Here is a 17,603-nt window from a genome sequence, read left to right on the forward strand (position 1 = left end):
AGCCGAACCGGGAAACCGGATGGCTGTGGATAAGATGGGAGCTGGGCAGGTTACCACCGCGCCCGGGTGCCGCCAAACCATCAGCTGGCGCAGGAAAAGCGGTTGGACTTGCACGGGGCTTATTAGCCAGCTATGATTCCGGGTCTTATTCTTTGAAACAAAGCAAGCAGGCCCGCCATGGCGACCAAGCGCACTTACCAGCCCAGCAACCTCAAGCGCAAGCGTGATCACGGCTTCCGCGCCCGCATGGCCACCGCCGACGGCCGCAAGGTACTGGCGCGTCGCCGCGCCAAGGGCCGTCGTCGCCTGACCGTCTGACCTTCGGGTCGGATCGCGCGTCCGGCGTCCGCGCCGGAACCAAATGATGTTGCCAGCGATGAACCAGACGCCGGCGTCCACGCAGGATGCCGGCGTTGTCGCGTTTGCGCGCCGCAAGGCCGCCGGATTCCCGCCTGCTGCGCGGGTCCGCGCCAAGGCCGAGTTCGGCCGCGTGTTCGATGGCGGCCGGCGGACCGCCGAGCCGCGCCTTGCCCTGCACTGGCTGGCCGATGCAGCGCCGCCGCGGCTGGGCCTGGCGGTCTCGCGCAAGGTCGATCCCCATGCGGTCGGACGCAACCGCATCAAGCGCGCCCTGCGCGAATGTTTCCGCCGGCTGCGCCCGCAACTGCAGGGTGGCGCTTACGTCGTGGTTGCCCGCAGCGGCGCCGCGCGAACCGACAACCGCACCCTGCAAGCGGCGTTTGAACAGCTGCTGACGCGCGCCGGTGCGTTGCCCCTGCCGGCCGTGGCCGGCACAATGCCGCCCGCCGATTCCCCGGCTTCTCCCGATGTGGCCGCGCCGCAAGCGCGCCCCGAGACCCCTGCCCAATGAACCAGATCCGTACGTTCCTGCTGATTGCCTGGCTGATGGTGGCGTTCCTGCTGTGGCAGGAGTGGGGCAAGGAAAAAGTCGCCGCGGCGCAGCCTGCAGCGGCGGTTCCCGCGGCAGCGCAGGGGGAAGTGCCGGCCGCCGTCGCCGCCCCGCTGGCGGCGCCCGCCGCTGGCGCCATCGCGCAGGCCAGTGCGGTGGCCGCGGCGCCGACCCTGCACCTGCGCAACGACGTGCTGGCGCTGGAATTGAACGGCCGCGACGTCACCCGCGCCGAGCTGCTCCACTACCCGCAGACCCGTGCCACTGGCAGCCCGCCGGTAGTGCTGTTCGATACCGACCCGGCCCGCTTCTTCGCCGCGGAAGCCTTCTGGCGCGGAGTCGACGGGGTGGAGCTGGCGCTGCAGCCGCAGGGCGAAGCGCGGGAGATGACGCTGGCCGATGGCGCCGCCGAGGTGCAGGCGCGCTTCGTCGCCACTGCCGCCAACGGCATGCAGCTGCAGCGCACCTACACGTTGGCGCGCGGCAGCTACGCGCTGCGGGTGCGCGACGAACTGGTCAACGCCGGCAGCAGCGCCTGGACCGGCGACATCGAGCGCCGGCTGGAGCGCGTGCCGCCAGCGGTCAAGACCGGTTTCACCAACCCGGAATCGTTCAGCCTCAACGGCGCCGCCTGGTACAGCCCGGAAGACAAGTACGAAAAGCGCAAATATCCGAACTTCGTCGAGGACGGCCCGCTCAACCAGCAGGTCACCGGCGGCTGGGTGGCGCTGTCGCAGCATTATTTCCTCGGCGCCTGGGTGCCGCAGAAGGACCAGGCCGCGCTGTACTCGCTGGCCCAGAAGGGCCATCTCTACAGCATCGCCGCGCGCGGGCCGCGGGTGACCCTGGCCCCGGGCCAGCGCTTCGAGAGCACCGCCTCCCTGTGGGTCGGCCCCAAGCTGGCCGGCAAGCTCGACGCCACCGCGCCCGGCCTCGGCCTGGCGATGGACTACGGCATCTTCACCGTGCTCTCCAAGCCGATCCACTGGCTGCTGACCCAGCTGCACAAGCTCACCCACAACTGGGGTTGGGCGATCGTGCTGCTGGTGGTGTTGATCAAGCTGGTGCTGTATCCGCTGTCGGCCGCGCAGTACAAGTCGATGGCGAAGATGCGCAAGTTCCAGCCGCGGATCGCCCAGCTCAAGGAGCGCTACGGCGACGACAAGCAGAAGTTCCAGATGGCGATGCTGGACCTGTACAAGAAGGAGAAGATCAACCCGGCCGGCGGCTGCCTGCCGATCTTCATCCAGATGCCGGTGTTCCTGGCCCTGTACTACGTGCTGCTGGAAGCGGTGGAACTGCGCCAGGCGCCGTGGATCATCGGCTGGGTCAGCGACCTGACCGCGCGCGATCCGTTCTTCATCCTGCCGATCCTCAACGCCGTGGTGATGTTCCTCACCCAGAGGATGTCGCCGATGGTCGGGATGGATCCGATGCAGCAGAAGATGATGCAGATGATGCCGCTGGTGATGGCGGTGATGTTCGCCTTCTTCCCGGCCGGCCTTGTCCTGTACTGGGTGACCAATGGCGCGCTGGGCATGGCCCAGCAGTGGTGGAACATGAAGCGCTTTGCCGAGGAGCCGGCGAAGGCGTAAGGGCCGTCGCGCGGGCGCTGGCCGGATACCGGCGCTGCACGCTGGACCGATGGCCAAGACACGTCGTGAATACATCCATGTAGGCTTCTCGGCGACATCCTTGTCGCCGAGAGTCTTGGCCATCGGCCCACCGCACATCGTCTCGCCGCGAGCGGGTCCGTCTGCGATCATCCCCGCATGTCCGACACCGACACCATCGTCGCGATTGCCACCGCCGCCGGCGAAGGCGGGGTCGGCATCGTGCGCCTGTCCGGGCCGCAGGCGCGGCCAATCGGCGAGCGCATCTGCGGCAAGCCGTTGCGGGCGCGCATGGCGCAGTACGCGCGCTTCACCGATGCCGATGGCGAGACCCTCGACGATGGCATCGCCCTGTATTTCGCCGGTCCTGCCAGTTTCACCGGCGAGGACGTGGTGGAGCTGCAGGCGCATGGCGGCCCGGTGCTGCTGGGTGAACTGGTGGCGCGCTGCGTGGCGTTGGGTGCGCGCCAGGCCGCGCCGGGTGAGTTCAGCCAGCGCGCATTTCTCAACGGCAAGCTCGATCTTGCGCAGGCCGAGGCCATTGCCGACCTGATCGCGGCCGCCGACGCGCGAGCGGCGCGAGCGGCGCGGCGGTCGCTGGACGGCGCGTTCTCGCATCGCGTCGATGCGCTGATGGCGCAGCTGCTGGCGATCCGCGTGCACGTGGAAGCGGCGATCGACTTCGCCGACGAACCGCTGGACACGCTTGGCGGCGCGGTCCTGTTCGGCCGGCTGCAACAGGCGCGCGACGCACTGGTGCAGCTGCGCAGTGACGCCGAGCGCGGGCGCAAGCTGCGCGACGGCCTGCACGTGGTGCTGGCGGGCCCGCCCAACGCCGGCAAGAGCTCGCTGCTCAATGCGCTGGCGGGCAGCGACCGCGCCATCGTCACCGACATCGCCGGCACCACCCGCGACGTGCTGCAGGAAACCATCCGCATCGACGGGGTCGAGCTGACCCTGGCCGATACCGCCGGGTTGCGCCATGCCGACGATGCCATCGAGGCCGAAGGCATCCGCCGCGCCCGCGGCGAACTGGGGCGCGCCGACCTCGCGCTGGCGGTGCTGGATGCGCGCGATCCCCAAGCCGGGCGGGCCGCGCTCGCCGCCGATTTGGCCGGCGTGGCGCAGGTGCTGTGGCTGCACAACAAGGTCGACCTGCTGCCCGCATCTCCCGCGCTGGACGATGACGCGCTGGCGGTGTCGGCGCATACGGGCCTGGGGCTGGCGCAGCTGCACCAGCGCCTGTTCGCGCTGGCCGGTGGCGGCGCGGGCGAGGGCGCGTTTTCGGCGCGCGCGCGCCACGTGCAGGCGCTGGCGCAGGCCGACGACTGGTTGGCACAGGCCGCGGCGGAACTGTCCGTCGAACGCCTGGAACTGGCCGCGGAAGCACTGCTGCGTGCGCACGATGCGCTGGGTGCCATCGGTGGGCGGGTCGATGCGGATGGCTTATTGGGTCACATTTTCAGCTCGTTCTGCATCGGCAAATGAGCCCATCCACTTGACAACCGGCGCCCGGATGCCGCGTGCTACGCTGAAAAGCGCTTTGCATAACAGGGGGAACGCAATGACTGCAAACAACAAGATGCGAAAGGGGTGGGTCCCGGTCGCACTGACGGTGGCCGTGGCCTGCGCGCTGGGGGCATGCAAGAAGGACGAACAGGCGGCTGCGGGTCCGCAGGCGGCGCAACAGGCAGCGCCCGCGCCGACGCCGGAAACGGTGGTGGCGGCGTCGGTGTCGGCGATGGGTGTCGACCAGCTGCGCGACGCGGCCAACACCGCCTACAACGACAACCGGCTGTACGCGCCGCCCGGCAACAACGCGATGGAGTACTACCTCGCCCTGCGCGACAAGCAGCCTGGCGATGCCGGTGCATCCAGCGCACTCAGCGATCTGTTGCCGATGACGGTGATCGCCACCGAGCAGAGCATCGCCCGCGAGGACTACGAGGAGGCTTCGCGCCTGCTGGCCCTGATCGGCAAGGCGGATCCCAACCACCCGGCGCTGGAGCGGCTGAAGGCCAGCGTCGCCAGCGGCGAATCGAAGCTCAAGCAGCAGACCGAGACGCAGAAGCTGACCGCCGAAGAAGAGGCCAAGCGCAAGGCCGATCAGCTCAAGCAGCGCGAGGAAGACCAGCGCAAGCAGCAGGAGCAGCAGCGCCAGCAGGTGGCACAGCAGGAGCAGACCCAGCGTGAAGCTGCGCAGCGCGAGGCGGCCCAGCGTGAAGCCGCGCAACGCGAGGCCGCGCAGCGCGAGGCTGCCGAGCGTGAAGCGGCGCAGCGCCAGCAGGCGGCGTCGGCCGCCGCAGCGCGGCCGGCCGCGGCGTCGACCGAATTGCGCGCGATCAGCCAGCCCGGGCCGAAGTTCCCGCCGGCCGCGCAGCGTGCCGGTGCTACCGGCTCGGTGCAGGTGGAGTTCACCGTCGGCACCGATGGCAACATCGCCAGCGCGCGGGTGGTTTCGTCCGACGGCACCCGCCAGTTCCAACGCGAGTTCGAGCGCGAGGCGCTGAATGCGGTCAAGCGCTGGCGCTTCCAGCCGATCGGCCAGGCCACCACCAGCCGCCGCACGATTTCGTTCGAGCAGTAAGCGCGGCGGAGCGAGCGGCAGCAAAAAGCCCGGCGGACGCCGGGCTTTTTGTTTACGCGGGAAGCGGGTGGATCGATCAGGCCGAGATCGCCAGCTTCTCCTGCCGGTAGCGCCACACCGCCAGCGCCCACAGCGCCGCCGCCAACGCCAGCGAACTGGCCAGATACAGACCCCACTGCTCCATCGACGCGGTTTCGCCGCGGGTGATCTTCTGGATCAGCTGGTTCTGCGACAGGAACGGAACCGCGTACTGCCACAGCGCGGTGTCCTTCAGCGGATAGGCCATCAGGCCGTAGGCCGGCAGCATCGGCAGCATCATCAGCCACATGATGTGGCTCTGCGCTTCCTTCATGCTCTTGGCGCCGGCGGCCAGCGCGGTGATCAGCGCGGTGCCGATCAGCACCAGCGGCACCAGCGTCAGCAGCAGCTTGCCCATGGCCAGGAAGCTCACGTCCATCTGCTTGGCCATGCCGCTGGCCAACGTGGCCGACAGCTTGAACGACACCAGGATCAGCAGCATCGACGCCAGGCCGAGCAGGGCCGCCGCCAGCATCTTGCCGCCCACCAGCGCCGCGCGCGATGCCGGCGTGGCCAGCAGCGGTTCCAGCGACTGCCGCTCGCGCTCGCCGGCGGTGGTGTCCATCGCCAGATGCGCGCCGCCGATGAAGGCGAAGATGGTCAGGATCATCGGCAGCAGGATCGACATGAACTGGCTGTTCTTGGCTTCCGGCGTGGCCATGTCGCGGGTGCCCACGTGCAGTGGCGTGGCGATGCCCGGGTTGATGCCGCGGATCAGCAGCCGCATCGCGCCGACGCCGTTGCCGTAGCCCTCCAGCACCTTGCCCACCCGCGCCACTTTCACGTCGCCGTTGCGGCGGGTGGTGTCGGTGATGATGTCGATCTTGGCGGGCTTGCCGGCATGCCAGTCCTTGGCGAAATCGGCATCGATCGCCAGCGCCAGGTCTTCCTGCTGGGCGCGCACGCGCGCTTCGATGTCGGCCGGTGCCGGTTTGGCTTCGATGCCGTAGCTGGCCAGGAACTTGACCAGGTTGGGCGCGCGCTCCATGCCCACCACCGGCACGCTGAGGGTCTTCTCCAGCTGGGTCTCGGCGCGCATCTGGGTGAGCTTGCCGATGCCGAGGAAGATCAGCGGGTACAGCAGCGGCGCCACCAGCAGGCTGAGATAGAAGGTGCGGCGGTCGCGGAAGAAGTCCAGCCACTCCTTGCGCATCACCGTCAGCATGGCGGCGAAAAAGCCGGTCTTGTGCGTGGAGTTGTTCATGCGTGCAGTCCTTCCTCGCTGCCGATCAGTTTCACGAATGCGTCTTCCAGATTGGCCTCGCCGGTCAGTGCGCGCAGTTCGTCCGGGGTGCCCTGCGCGGTCACCCTGCCGCGGGCGATGATCACGATGCGGTCACACAGCGCCGCCACCTCCTGCATGATGTGGCTGGAGAAGATCACGCAGCGACCTTCGCCGCGCAGTTCCTGCAGGAAGCCGCGCAGGCCGCGGGTGGTCATCACGTCGAGGCCGTTGGTGGGCTCGTCGAGGATGACGTTCTTCGGATCGTGGATCAGTGCGCGCGCGATCGCGGTCTTGGTGCGCTGGCCCTGGCTGAAACCCTCGGTCGCGCGGTCGAGGAAGTCTTCCATCTGCAGCGCCTGCGCGAGCCTGCCGGTGCGCGCGGCGATCTCCGCCGGCGACATCCCGTGCAGCTTGCCGAAGTAGTCGATGTTCTCGCGCGCGGTCAGGCGCTTGTACACGCCACGCGCGTCGGGCAGCACGCCCAGGCTGCGGCGCACGCGTTCGGCGTCGCTGGCCACGTCGATGCCGTCCACCAGCACGCGGCCGGACTCCGGCGACATCAGGGTGTAGAGCATGCGCAGGGTGGTGGTCTTGCCGGCGCCGTTGGGGCCGAGCAGGCCGGTGATCTCGCCGTCGCGGGCGGTGAAGCCCACGTCGTCCACGGCGATGACCGGGGTCTTGTCCTTGCCCCGTCCGGGGAAGGTCTTGCGAAGGTGTTCTGCAACGATCATTGCAAGCGTCCTGTTGGAGGGTGGCTTACGGCTGCGCGCCGTTGAAGCTGATGAAGGGCGAGGGATAGGCCAGCGTGTCCAGGCACTTGCCGTCCAGCGCCTTGGCATCGGCCTTCTCGATGAACTGGGTGAACAGCTTGGGCATGCAGCCGGCGCCGATCACGCTGTGGCCCTGGCCACGCAGCACGAACAGGCGGCCGTTGGCCAGCGACTTCACGATCTCCTCGCCGTAGCGCGGCGGGGTCACCGGGTCGAACTCGCCCGCCAGCACCAACGCCGGCACCTTGGTGGCCAGCGGCTGGTTGAAGTCGGCCGGCACCGCGCCCTTCGGCCAGGCCTTGCACATCGCGGCCATGCCCGACGGCATCAAGTTGCCGAGCACGGTATTCGCGTCTTCCTCGCGCACCACCATGCTGTTGGCATCCTCGCTGCAGATCACCGACAGCTGCATGCCCATCGCCATCGCGTCCTGCATGTCGCCGCTCATCATCTTCGACAGCGCCATCAGGTTCTCGTAGCGGCCGGCGTTGGCTTCGTGGATCAGCTTCGGCAGCAGGCCGCTGGCCAGCGGCATGTAGGCGTACATGCGCACCAGCCCGGCCACGGTTTCCGCACGCAGCGTGCCCTGCTTCATCTCGCCGCTGCTGGCGTCGCGGTACTGCAGCTGCACCGGGTTGGCGCGCAGCGTGGTCAGCAGCACGTCGAGTTGCGCGCGCGGATCGCCCAGCTTGTCCTTGCAGGCGGGGTCCTTGCTGCACAGCGCGAACTGCAGCGCCAGCGCGTCGTCGAGGTTGCGGGCGAAGATGTTGCCCAGCCCCAGCGCGTTGGGCACCGGCGAATCCAGCACGATGCTGCGGGTCGCGGCCGGATGGCGCATCGCGTACTGCTGGGCGACGCGGGTGCCGTAGCTCACGCCAACCAGGTTGACCTGCTCGGCGCCGATGGCCCGGCGCACCGCCTCGAGGTCGGCGATGGCGTCGGTGGTGGTGTAGTGGCGCAGGTCGGCCTTTTTCGAAAGCTCGGCCGCGCAGGTGGTGGCCTGCGCCTGCATCGCCTCGGGCGATGGATCGAAGGCGTCATCGCCGCCGTCCGGCGCCTTGCAGGACAGCAGGTTGGATTTGCCGGTGCCGCGCTGGTCGACGAGGATCACGTCGCGCTGCTTGCGCACTTCCTTGAACACCGGATCCAGGCCGGGGAAGGTTTCGACCGCCGACTGACCGGGTCCGCCGGCGAGGAAGAACACCGGGTCGGGCATCCTTTCGCCCTTGCCGGTGGCCTGCAGCCAGGCGATGTTGAGCGCGATCTTGCGGCCTTCCGGCTTGGCGCGGTCTTCCGGCACCGCATAGGTGGCGCACATCGCCTCCAAGCTTTCCTTGGCCATCGGCGATCTCAGGCTGCACGAGGTGAAGGCGATCTGGCCCAGCATCACCGGCTGGACCGGCGCGACCGGCTTGGCGTCCGAGGCGGCGGCCAGCGGCGAATCGCCTGCGTCCGGCTTCGGGTTCAATGCCTTGTAGCCGAAGATCGCGGCGGCAACCGCGACGGCAAGGATCAGTCTGGTCTTGCGGGAGTTCATCGGGACAACCCCTTTGGGTGCTTGCAGGTGGAAAAGCGGAAGGATTCAGGTTTCATCGGGCAGGAAGATGTCTTCGATGCGGCAGGCGAACAGGCGGGCGATGCGGAAGGCCAGTGGCAGCGACGGGTCGTACTTGCCGGTCTCCAGCGCGTTGACGGTCTGCCGGGACACGTCCAGCCGCAGCGCCAGTTCGCCCTGCGACAAGCCCTCGCATTCCCGCAGTTCGCGCAGACGGTTGTTCATGCGTACCTGCGGTGCAGGCCACCACGAACCAGTGCGTAACTGGCCAGCAGCAGCACCGTCAGTACTGCCATCAGGCGCTTCTGCGGCCAGTCCAGCAGGCCGGCGTCGATCAGGAACAGCAGGGCCATCAGCCCCTGCAGGCTGATGCCTGCGGCCCAGGCCAGCGCCTTCAACTCGATGCCGCGCTCCAGTTCGTCGCAGTCGCGCAGGAAGCGCAGGTAGCAGGCGAACAGCCAAGCCATCGCGGCGGCCGGCGCCAGTGCGCCGGCAAAGCGCAGCCACCGCGCCAGATCCGGCTGGCGGGAAAGCCATTCGTGCAGGCCGGTCAACGCCAGGAACAACAGCGAAGGCAATGCCGAAGCGCGGTAGTACGCGCGCAAGGCCGGGCTCAGGTGCTGGCAGTAGCGTGCGAGCGCGCTCACAGGTAGCGCTTCGTCAGCACGATCTTGGCGATGCCGTAGCTGGCGCACAGCAACGGGAACACCCAGATCATCGCGGCGGCGGCGTCAACATCGACGACCTTGGCTTTCTGCAGCAGCCCGGTGGCGAAATACAGCAGCGACACCAGCAGGCTGGCAGCGCCGATCGCCTCGGTTTCGATGCGCCGCTGCAACTCGTCGATCTCGCGCAGGTAGCGCAGCGCGGCGCGCATCAGCAGCGCGATCGCCAGCGCCGGCAACACCGCCACCAGCGCGCGCAGCGGCACCGATTCGATCCCGCGCTTGACCAGCCAGATCGACAGGAACAGGGTCAGCGAATAGCCCACCATGATCGGCCACAGTGCGCGCAGGTAGCGGCGGCCGGCCGGCTGCGCATACATCTCGTCGCAATGCTGGCGCCACCAGCGCGGCAGCAGCAGGAACAGGGCCGCGCCCAGCAGGTAGCCGGCGCCGATGCCGACCCACATGCCCACCATCTCGTCCGGCCAGCGCAGCAGCCATTGGCCGGCCGCGGCCAGCGCCAGCGCGGCCAGGCCGATGGCGACGAAGATCCACATCCAGCGCCGCAGGGTCACTGGCCACCGCCCCTGCGCGCGCGATCCAGCAAGCCGAGCCCCACGGCCAGGAATGCCATGCCGACGCCCAGCATGGCCGGTTGCCCATTGAAGGCGAGGACCAAGAAGGCCATGCCGACGCCGAGGAGACCGGTGCCGGTGCCTTTCAGGCGGTTGCGCGGTGTGACCATGACGGAAATCCTATGTCAAGCGAGCTTGACAGGGACGATACCGGCGTCACGAAAGGATTGTCAAGGTTGCTTGACAGGGCCTTGGGTTAGCGCGAGGCGCGCGATGCGCTGCGCAAATCGTTTGTGTTGTTTGTCACAAAAGGCGTGATAGATTTGCAAAAAAACGGCCGTTAGTGACATTAAATGTCACATTCAGGGGGAATAAATGGCAGTTGTAAAGGAAAGAGCCGCAGGTTGAAGGTCGGAAGTGCGCGATATCTAGAACCGGCCCCGGCACACGCGTGGGCTGTGGCGAACTTCCAGAGGGCGACAAGGCTGGTCCGATCTTAACCATGGAAATGGCAACCGGGGTGTGCAATGCGCGGAGCAATTCCGCGCTCGGCGCTGGCGCCGGTCGCATGGCGCTGAAGGATCAGGCGCGCGGCCGCGAGCTCCGCGCGATGGCCAGCGCACAGGTGTACTTCAACCGGCCCCACGAGTACGCGCCGTTCAAGCGCATCGTCTGGGGCCGGGGCGCCGGCAAGTTCGAGCAAGGCAGCATGTTCAGCCCCTACTGGCAGGCGCGCCTGGTGGAAACCCCGCGGGCCGACAAACTCATCCCTCTGGCGGGCCCATGAACAAGACGATTGCGGCCTCTGCCGCCGCCCTCTGCCTCTTCGCCTCAGCTGGATGCCACTCCAGCGCTGCGGAGGACACGGCAGGTGAAGCCGGCGCAGGGAGCGCCGCGGTCAATCGCCGCGCCGTGCACGCAACCCTGCGGTGGGAACGGCTGTACGACGGCAAGCACATGGCGCGCTGGAACTACGCCGTGCTGGAGGAGGGTTGCAAGGCAAGCGGTCGCTTGGTGCGTGGCCTTGCGCCGGGTGAAGTCCAGAAGCTTGACACCGGCGCTGTGGAACTGTGGCGGGACGATCGCGGTGCCTACGGCCGGCAACGGACTTGGCGCCACGTCTTGGAGGAGCGCGCCGATGGCGGCTGCGTGATCAGGCTGGAAGAACAGCTTCAGGAGGAAAGCCAGAGTTTCCGCGAGATCGACGGCACTCCGATGGAGATTTCGCCGGTGGATCCGTCGGACGTGGCATTGGGGGCCAAGCTGCTGGGCTTCACGCGGATAGGGGAGTCGCAGGTCAAGGGTCAGCCGTGCACGCGCTGGCGCAGCGAGAACCATGAGGCGTGTGTCTGGTCCGGCGGACTGGACATCGGCATGAGCGACGGGCCGGTGGACTCGCCATGTGCAGGCGAACTCGGGCCGATGGCGTATCTGGGTGGGCTGCCGCTGGAGAGCAGGCATGGCTCACAGGGACCTGGCTGCAACCTCGAACTGGAAACCATGACCGTTGGCAAAGGCCTGCTGCCGGAAGTCGGGCGCGCCATGGCCGAGCTCGACGCGCCGGCAGCGGGAGACTGACGCATGCGTACCTTCGGCGTGGAATGCGTAGCGCCGCTTGTGGCGTCGTTGAGGCCACACGCGAAGCTCCCTCGCCACCTGCCATCAGGCTCCATAAAGACGTTTCGCCGGGGATACGAATCGATGAGTCATGAAAAAACGGCGGACCTCGGCGTACTTCCCGGAGGAAGTCGGTAGTGCTGAGATGCGCTGGTCTTTTCGGAATATCGGTGTTGGCGGTGCTGCCGGTGCTGGCGGGTAGTGGCGCACGAAGCGAAGGCTATGCTGACAGGAGCGGGCAGGCGGCAACGGCAGCCCCGGCCGATCGAGGCGGCGCCCGTCCTGTTCCGGCACGTGTCGAAACGGCCTCATGCAAACAGAATGGAAGTACGGCGGAATACCTGGGGAGCTACGAGATCATTTCGGTTTCCCGGTACGCCGGCAGTTCGAGTCCGGATGAACAAGCAAAGGAGCGCATCGGGAAAATGGTCGTGCTCTCGGCCGGAATGTTCGAATCGAACTGGAACAGGGCATCCGTGGCGAGGCCGCGCTACCGGATTTCCTGTTATCCGGTTTTGCGGGCCGAGGGGGAGATTCCCGCGACGCGCTGGGGCGGGTATTGGAGCGGCTTCTACGGATTCGGCGCCGACCGGGATGCCGTGGCGGTGCTGGAGATCCATGCGCCGGATGACAAAGCCGGAGATCCTGCGTACTGGTACGAAATCGCGTACGAGGATGGAAACGAGCAGCTCTGGCACATGTACGACGGTTGGTTGTACAAGATGAAGCAGGTGGCACCTCCCCGGGCGAGTGTGCTCAAGCTGGAAGACGCGCCTGATGAAGGGGCGCTCAAGCAGCTGGTGGGCACCGCGACCCTGGGCTCGTCCGTGGGGCTGGTCAATTATCCGGAGATGCATGTATCGGATCGCATTCTTGCGGGGTTGCAAGCCGCGGGAAGGGTGATGGCGACATCGGATGGAAGCACCGTGACCTGGGGCTTCAAGTACGAAGAGGCGAATCTCCAGTCGGTGGTCATCGCGGACAAAACCGGGCAGCTGGAATTGGCCGCAGTCGTGGATGACATCCTGGGCCTGACATATGGAAAATCCGGTACGTACACTTCCGTGGCCGAATATGAAAAGCGAGCCAAGCGCCAGGGACTGCGACCGCGGGTCATCGTATTTGCGCGCGATCAGGCCAGCCTGGTCACGGCCTATCCATTGCTGAGGCGCTGGATGCAGGCGAATCTGCTTGGCTTCAATGCTTCCTGCGCGGCGCACGCCGGCGCATGTGCATTGATGCCGGATCTCGATCTGCCTACCGATGTCTATCTCACTCCGGGCGCTGGTTCGGCACCGGTCAGAGTGACGACGCCGGATCTACCGGCAGCATCAATCCCGCTCGAAGCGTTCACCCAGTAAGCCTCCTGGACGTCCGCTAAGATCGGTGCCCGCGCACGGACAAGACCGGCAGCATTTCCGTTGTGCGCTGGACTTGCAATTTTTGATATTCAAGGAGCTTTGGATGCGTTTGGACAGGACTGGATTGGCAATCGGCGTGACTGCGGCCATCGCGATGGCGCTGCTGGCGGGCTGCAAGAAGGAAGGCGCAACCGATGCGTTGAAGGAGGCCACCGCGGCCGCGCTGGAAAAGGCTACCGATGCGAAGCCGGGACAGGCTGACGACGCAGCCGATGCAGGTCAGGCGGCGGTGGGCGAGTTCGACATTTCGTCGGTCCCTCTGAGCACCGTGGCGCTGGGCGATTTCCCCTACCTCACCCTGCCCGCGGGTTACGTCGGCAACGGTGATGCCGAAACCAAGCGGATCGCGCGCTTCCCGTTCTGGGTGAAAGGCCGGGCGCACTGGGTGGAAGGGCGTTTCTATCTGGTCAATGTCTATCCTGAGAAGGAAGGCGACTACAACCCGTACGAGTTGCGCAAGAATCTGGAAGCGCTGGTCGCGCAGATGGGTGGAGTGAAACTCTCCGAGGAAAAAATTCCCTACGACATCATCAAGAGCTGGGGCGACGAAATCACGATGGGCTTCCTCAAAGGCCTGGGTGATATCTACAACGTGCCCGCCAGCACCTACGTGGTGCGTCGCGACGACGGCAACATCTGGATCCATTTCGCCCAGGACACCGCCCAGGGCGGGCTCATCGTCGGCCAGGAAAAGGCCTTCGTGGCCACCGCCCAACTCCTGCCCGCCAGTGAAATGAAAAAACAACTGGATGCCGCCGGCAAGGTGGCGCTGCAGGTCAACTTCGCCACCGACAAGACCGACGTGTTGCCCGATTCTCTGCCGCAGATCGAGCAGGTGGCCGAACTGATGAAGATCGATGGCGCGCTCAAGCTGGCGGTCAACGGCCATACCGACGACAGCGGCGATGCGGCGCACAACCAGCGGCTGTCCGAGGGCCGTGCCAAGGCGGTGGTCGCCCTGCTCGCCGGCAAGGGCATCGAGGCGTCGCGGCTGACCGCCGCCGGCTTCGGTTCCACGCAACCGGTGGCCGACAACGGCACCCAGGAAGGCAAGGCGAAGAACCGCCGGGTGGAGCTGGTGAAGCGCTGAGCAGGCGCCTGCTGCGCGCGTGAGCGCGTGGCGGGATTAGCGGGAATTGGCCGCCGGGACTACTTGTTGCTGACGTACTTCTCGCGCCGGATCATCGGCACCGGCAGGCCGATTTCCTTCAGCGCCTCGAAGTTCGCATCCACCATGTCCGGGTTGCCGCACAGGTAGGCGATGTCGTTGGCCGGGTCCGGCGCCAGTTCCGGCAGCACGTTCTGCACGTAGCCGTGGCGGACGTCGGCATGCGCATGCGCGGAGCCTTCCGCCGGCAGCTCGCGCGACAGGCAGGGGAAGTAACGGAAGCCGGGATGGGTCTCGGCGAAGGCGCGGAACTCGTCGCCGTACAGCAGCTCTTCCGGCGTGCGCGCACCCTGCAGCAGCGCTACTTCGACGCCGCGCTGGGTCATCTGCTGCGCCAGCTGCGAAAGCATCGCCCGGTACGGGGTGATGCCGGTGCCGGTGCCGATCAGCAGGTAGCGGCGGTTGGCGTCGTTGGGATACAGGCAGAAGCGTCCGAACGGGCCGCTGGCATTGAGCGTGGCGCCGATATCCAGCGCCTCGAACAGCGCGGTGGCGGCGCCGCCTGGCACGTAGCTGACCGCGATATCCACCCGCCCGTCCGCAGGTGCGTCCAGCGCCCGTCCTACCGCGATCGAATAGCTGCGCCGCGCGGCGCTGCCGTCGGCGTAGTCGAAGTGGATCTGGATGAACTGGCCGGGGATGCAGGGCAGCGGCTGGCCGTCGTCGCGTTCGAACGACAGGTGCGCCACGGTGGGCGCGATCATCCGGCGGGCGACGAGCTTCAGCGGGAAATGGGCGATGGCCACGGCGTTGCAACAGTGCGTGGCAGGAGTGACGCCACAGGGCTGCCTATACTACCGGCTTCCCGCGCCGCCCCCGCGCACGAGGCCATCCATGCCCTTCGATCCCGCTGTGCCCGCGCTGCGCGTGCGCGACCTGCGCAAGACCTACGACAACGGCGTGCAGGCGCTGAAAGGCGTGAGCCTGGACGTGGCGCCCGGCGATTTCCACGCCCTGCTGGGCCCCAACGGCGCCGGCAAGAGCACCCTGATCGGCATCGTCAGCTCGCTGGTCAACAAGAGCGGTGGCACGGTGGAAGTGTTCGGCGTGGACATCGACGCCGAGCGCAGCGCGGCGATGCGCCTGATCGGACTGGTGCCGCAGGAATTCAACTTCAACATGTTCGAAAAGCCGCTGGACATCTGCGTGAACTACGCGGGGTTCTACGGCCTGCCGCGCGCGCAGGCGCTGGCGCGCGCCGAGCAGGTGCTGAAGGACGCGCAGCTGTGGGACAAGGCCGACAAGATGAGCCGCACCCTGTCCGGCGGCATGAAGCGGCGGCTGATGATCGCCCGCGCGATGATGACCCAGCCGAAGCTGCTGATCCTCGACGAGCCCACCGCCGGCGTCGACATCGAGATCCGCCGCGGCATGTGGAAGACGCTGAAGGAGATCAACGCCGCCGGCACCACCATCATCCTCACCACCCACTATCTGGAGGAAGCGGAGAGCCTGTGCCGCAACCTCGCCATCATCGACCACGGCAGCATCGTCGAGCACGGGCCGATGAAGTCGCTGCTGGCCAAGCTGGACGTGGAAGGCTTCCTGTTCGACGTCGAGGATGCGCTGCCGGCGGCGCTGCCGGCGATCGAGGGCGCCACCCTGGTGGCCGCCGACCCGCATACGCTGGAGCTGGACATGCCGCGGGCGATGGACCTCAACCGGGTGTTCGCCGCGCTCGACGCCGCCGGCATCCGGGTGCGCTCGATGCGTACCAAGAGCAACCGGCTGGAAGAACTGTTCGTGCGGATGACCGCACGCGAAGGAGCCGCCGCATGAGCAGCCAGAACCTGGTCGCCCTGGGCACCGTCACCCGCCGCGAGGTGATGCGGATCCTGCGGATCTGGACGCAGACGCTGATCCCGCCGGCGATCACCATGACCCTGTACTTCCTGATCTTCGGCGGCCTGATCGGCAGCAAGGTCGGCAAGATGGGCGGTCTGGACTACATGGAGTTCATCGTCCCCGGGTTGGTGATGATGAGCGTGATCCAGAACAGCTACGGCAACATCAGCAGTTCGTTCTTCGGCGCCAAGTTCGGCCGCCACGTCGAGGAACTGCTGGTCAGCCCGATGCCGCACTGGGTGATCCTGGCCGGCTACGTGGCCGGCGCGGTGCTGCGCGGGCTGATGGTAGGCGCGATCGTGCTGTGCATCGCCATGCTGTTCACCCGCGTGCACGTGCCGCATCCGCTGGTGACGCTGAGCTCAGTGCTGCTGGGCGCGATCATTTTTTCGCTGGCCGGCTTCGTCAACGCGGTGTACGCGAAGAAGTTCGACGACATCGCCATCGTCCCCACCTTCATCCTCACCCCGCTGACCTACCTGGGCGGCGTGTTCTATTCGATCAACCTGCTGCCCGGCTGGGCGCAGGCAGCCACCCACGCCAACCCGATTTTCTACATGGTCAACGCCTTCCGCTACGGCCTGCTGGGCAGCTCCGACGTGCCGCTGTGGGTGGCCTACGCGCTGATGCTGGCCTTTGCGACGGCGCTGGCCGCTCTGGGCCTGTGGTTGCTCAAGCGGGGCGTGGGGTTGCGCAGCTGATCAACCGGTCAGGCGGAAGAATGCAGCCGCGGTGGCGGTGCTGTCCGCGGCGGCAGTGGCGAAGTCCTCACCGCGGTCGCGCGCCAGTTCCTCCACGATGTGCGGCAGGAACGCCGGCTCGTTGCGGCGGTCCTTCGGCATCGGCTTGAGCGTGCGCGGCAGCAGGTAGGGTGCGTCGGTTTCCACCATCAGGCGGTTGCCCGGGATGCTCTTCACCAGCTCGCGCAGATGCGCACCGCGGCGCTCGTCGCAGAGCCAACCGGTGATGCCGATGTGCCAGTCCTGGTCGAGGTAGTCGAACAGTTCCTCGCGCGTGCCGGTGAAGCAGTGCACCACCGCCGGGCCGATCCGGCCTTCGAAGTTCTTCATCATCGCCATGAAGTCGGCGTGGGCGTCGCGCTGGTGCAGGAACAGCGGCTTGCCCACGCCATCGACGGCAAGGTCCAGCGCGATCTGCAATTGCTTTTCGAATGCGCTGCGCTGGGCCGGCCGCGGCGAGAAATCGCGGAAGTAGTCCAGCCCGCATTCCCCCACCGCGACCACCTCCGGATGGGTGTGCAGGGCGCGCAGTTCGGCATCGCATTCGGCGGTGTACTCGGTCGCGTGGTGCGGATGCACGCCGGCGGTGGCGAACCATTCGCCGGGGCGGGTGCGCGCCAGTTCCAGCGCCTTCGGCGAATGCTCGCGCGAGGCGCCGGTGAGGATGGCCTGGCGCACGCCGGCATCGCGGGCGCGCTGCCACACCGCGTCGCGGTCGCGGTCGAAGCTGTCGTGGGTGAGGTTGAGGCCGATGTCGATGAGTTGCATGGCGCGATTTTACCGATAGCAAACGGAGTCGAAGACCGAAAGTCGCGATGCCGTGTGCCGAAGGCG

General features: G+C 67.1%; 20 protein-coding genes. 11 read left to right on the forward strand and 9 right to left on the reverse strand.

Translation table 11 applies throughout. The features are described from left to right. Positions 1-177: 177 nt before the first annotated feature. From rpmH to G582_RS0114750, 5 genes are all read left to right on the forward strand, one after another. Positions 178-318, forward strand: a complete 141-nt coding sequence (rpmH, locus tag G582_RS0114730; RefSeq protein ID WP_028840469.1) for a 50S ribosomal protein L34 — start codon at positions 178-180, stop codon at positions 316-318. Between the two features lie 58 nt (positions 319-376). Then, the gene (rnpA, locus tag G582_RS16995; RefSeq protein ID WP_051247371.1) at positions 377-871 is read left to right on the forward strand and encodes a ribonuclease P protein component; all 495 of its coding nucleotides are present in this window, start codon (positions 377-379) and stop codon (positions 869-871) included. Further along, positions 868-2,505, forward strand: a complete 1,638-nt coding sequence (gene yidC / locus G582_RS0114740) for a membrane protein insertase YidC (RefSeq protein ID WP_028840470.1) — start codon at positions 868-870, stop codon at positions 2,503-2,505. Before rnpA ends, yidC begins: the two co-directional genes overlap by 4 nt. A 177-nt stretch (positions 2,506-2,682) precedes the next feature. Further along, a complete protein-coding gene (gene mnmE, locus G582_RS0114745) occupies positions 2,683-4,011 on the forward strand; it encodes a tRNA uridine-5-carboxymethylaminomethyl(34) synthesis GTPase MnmE (protein ID WP_028840471.1) in 1,329 nt (442 codons plus the stop codon). 76 nt (positions 4,012-4,087) lie between these two features. Beyond that, complete coding sequence (locus G582_RS0114750; protein ID WP_028840472.1) at positions 4,088-5,110, forward strand: energy transducer TonB; 1,023 nt, start codon at positions 4,088-4,090, stop codon at positions 5,108-5,110. A gap of 76 nt (positions 5,111-5,186) precedes the next feature. On the opposite strand, the gene G582_RS0114755 is transcribed toward G582_RS0114750, so the two are convergent. From G582_RS0114755 to G582_RS18130, 7 genes are read right to left on the reverse strand one after another with little or no spacing between them, the layout of a single operon-like run. Then, positions 5,187-6,392 (reverse strand): ABC transporter permease, encoded by a 1,206-nt coding sequence (locus tag G582_RS0114755; protein ID WP_051247373.1) that lies wholly within the window; start codon positions 6,390-6,392, stop codon positions 5,187-5,189. Beyond that, positions 6,389-7,144, reverse strand: a complete 756-nt coding sequence (locus tag G582_RS0114760; protein WP_028840474.1) for an ABC transporter ATP-binding protein — start codon at positions 7,142-7,144, stop codon at positions 6,389-6,391. Before G582_RS0114760 ends, G582_RS0114755 begins: the two co-directional genes overlap by 4 nt. A gap of 25 nt (positions 7,145-7,169) precedes the next feature. Next, positions 7,170-8,720, reverse strand: a complete 1,551-nt coding sequence (locus G582_RS0114765) for an alpha/beta hydrolase (RefSeq protein ID WP_028840475.1) — start codon at positions 8,718-8,720, stop codon at positions 7,170-7,172. Positions 8,721-8,765: 45 nt separating this feature from the next. Then, positions 8,766-8,963, reverse strand: a complete 198-nt coding sequence (locus tag G582_RS0114770; protein ID WP_028840476.1) for a helix-turn-helix transcriptional regulator — start codon at positions 8,961-8,963, stop codon at positions 8,766-8,768. Beyond that, positions 8,960-9,385: a hypothetical protein gene (locus tag G582_RS17340; protein WP_028840477.1), complete on the reverse strand. Its 426-nt coding sequence runs from the start codon at positions 9,383-9,385 to the stop codon at positions 8,960-8,962. The genes G582_RS0114770 and G582_RS17340 overlap by 4 nt, the downstream gene beginning before the upstream one ends. Continuing rightward, positions 9,382-9,978 (reverse strand): hypothetical protein, encoded by a 597-nt coding sequence (locus G582_RS0114780; protein WP_051247375.1) that lies wholly within the window; start codon positions 9,976-9,978, stop codon positions 9,382-9,384. The genes G582_RS17340 and G582_RS0114780 overlap by 4 nt, the downstream gene beginning before the upstream one ends. Continuing rightward, positions 9,975-10,148, reverse strand: a complete 174-nt coding sequence (locus G582_RS18130) for a hypothetical protein (RefSeq protein ID WP_156880599.1) — start codon at positions 10,146-10,148, stop codon at positions 9,975-9,977. Before G582_RS18130 ends, G582_RS0114780 begins: the two co-directional genes overlap by 4 nt. Positions 10,149-10,480: 332 nt before the next feature. Between G582_RS18130 and G582_RS0114790 the strand changes: the two genes are divergently transcribed. From G582_RS0114790 to G582_RS0114805, 4 genes are all read left to right on the forward strand, one after another. Beyond that, positions 10,481-10,765: a hypothetical protein gene (locus tag G582_RS0114790; protein ID WP_028840479.1), complete on the forward strand. Its 285-nt coding sequence runs from the start codon at positions 10,481-10,483 to the stop codon at positions 10,763-10,765. Further along, a complete protein-coding gene (locus G582_RS0114795) occupies positions 10,762-11,556 on the forward strand; it encodes a hypothetical protein (RefSeq protein ID WP_156880601.1) in 795 nt (264 codons plus the stop codon). The genes G582_RS0114790 and G582_RS0114795 overlap by 4 nt, the downstream gene beginning before the upstream one ends. A gap of 212 nt (positions 11,557-11,768) precedes the next feature. Next, positions 11,769-12,956, forward strand: coding sequence for a hypothetical protein (locus G582_RS0114800; RefSeq protein ID WP_156880603.1), 1,188 nt, complete (start codon positions 11,769-11,771; stop codon positions 12,954-12,956). Between the two features lie 103 nt (positions 12,957-13,059). Then, on the forward strand, positions 13,060-14,106 hold the full coding sequence (locus G582_RS0114805) for an OmpA family protein (RefSeq protein WP_248642839.1): 1,047 nt from the start codon (positions 13,060-13,062) through the stop codon (positions 14,104-14,106). Positions 14,107-14,165: 59 nt separating this feature from the next. On the opposite strand, the gene G582_RS0114810 is transcribed toward G582_RS0114805, so the two are convergent. Beyond that, positions 14,166-14,930: an FAD-binding oxidoreductase gene (locus G582_RS0114810; protein ID WP_282705145.1), complete on the reverse strand. Its 765-nt coding sequence runs from the start codon at positions 14,928-14,930 to the stop codon at positions 14,166-14,168. An 88-nt stretch (positions 14,931-15,018) separates the two neighbouring features. On the opposite strand from G582_RS0114810, the gene G582_RS0114815 reads away from it, so the two are divergent. Both G582_RS0114815 and G582_RS0114820 read left to right on the forward strand, forming a co-directional pair. Next, positions 15,019-15,963, forward strand: coding sequence for an ABC transporter ATP-binding protein (locus G582_RS0114815; RefSeq protein WP_028840484.1), 945 nt, complete (start codon positions 15,019-15,021; stop codon positions 15,961-15,963). Beyond that, the gene (locus G582_RS0114820) at positions 15,960-16,730 is read left to right on the forward strand and encodes an ABC transporter permease (protein ID WP_028840485.1); all 771 of its coding nucleotides are present in this window, start codon (positions 15,960-15,962) and stop codon (positions 16,728-16,730) included. The genes G582_RS0114815 and G582_RS0114820 overlap by 4 nt, the downstream gene beginning before the upstream one ends. Here the strand turns inward: G582_RS0114820 and G582_RS0114825 are convergent, their stop codons facing one another. Further along, positions 16,731-17,537: a TatD family hydrolase gene (locus G582_RS0114825; RefSeq protein ID WP_028840486.1), complete on the reverse strand. Its 807-nt coding sequence runs from the start codon at positions 17,535-17,537 to the stop codon at positions 16,731-16,733. Between the last annotated feature and the right edge of the window lie 66 nt (positions 17,538-17,603).

It is taken from the genome of Thermomonas fusca DSM 15424 (genome assembly GCF_000423885.1).
GTDB lineage: Bacteria > Pseudomonadota > Gammaproteobacteria > Xanthomonadales > Xanthomonadaceae > Thermomonas > Thermomonas fusca.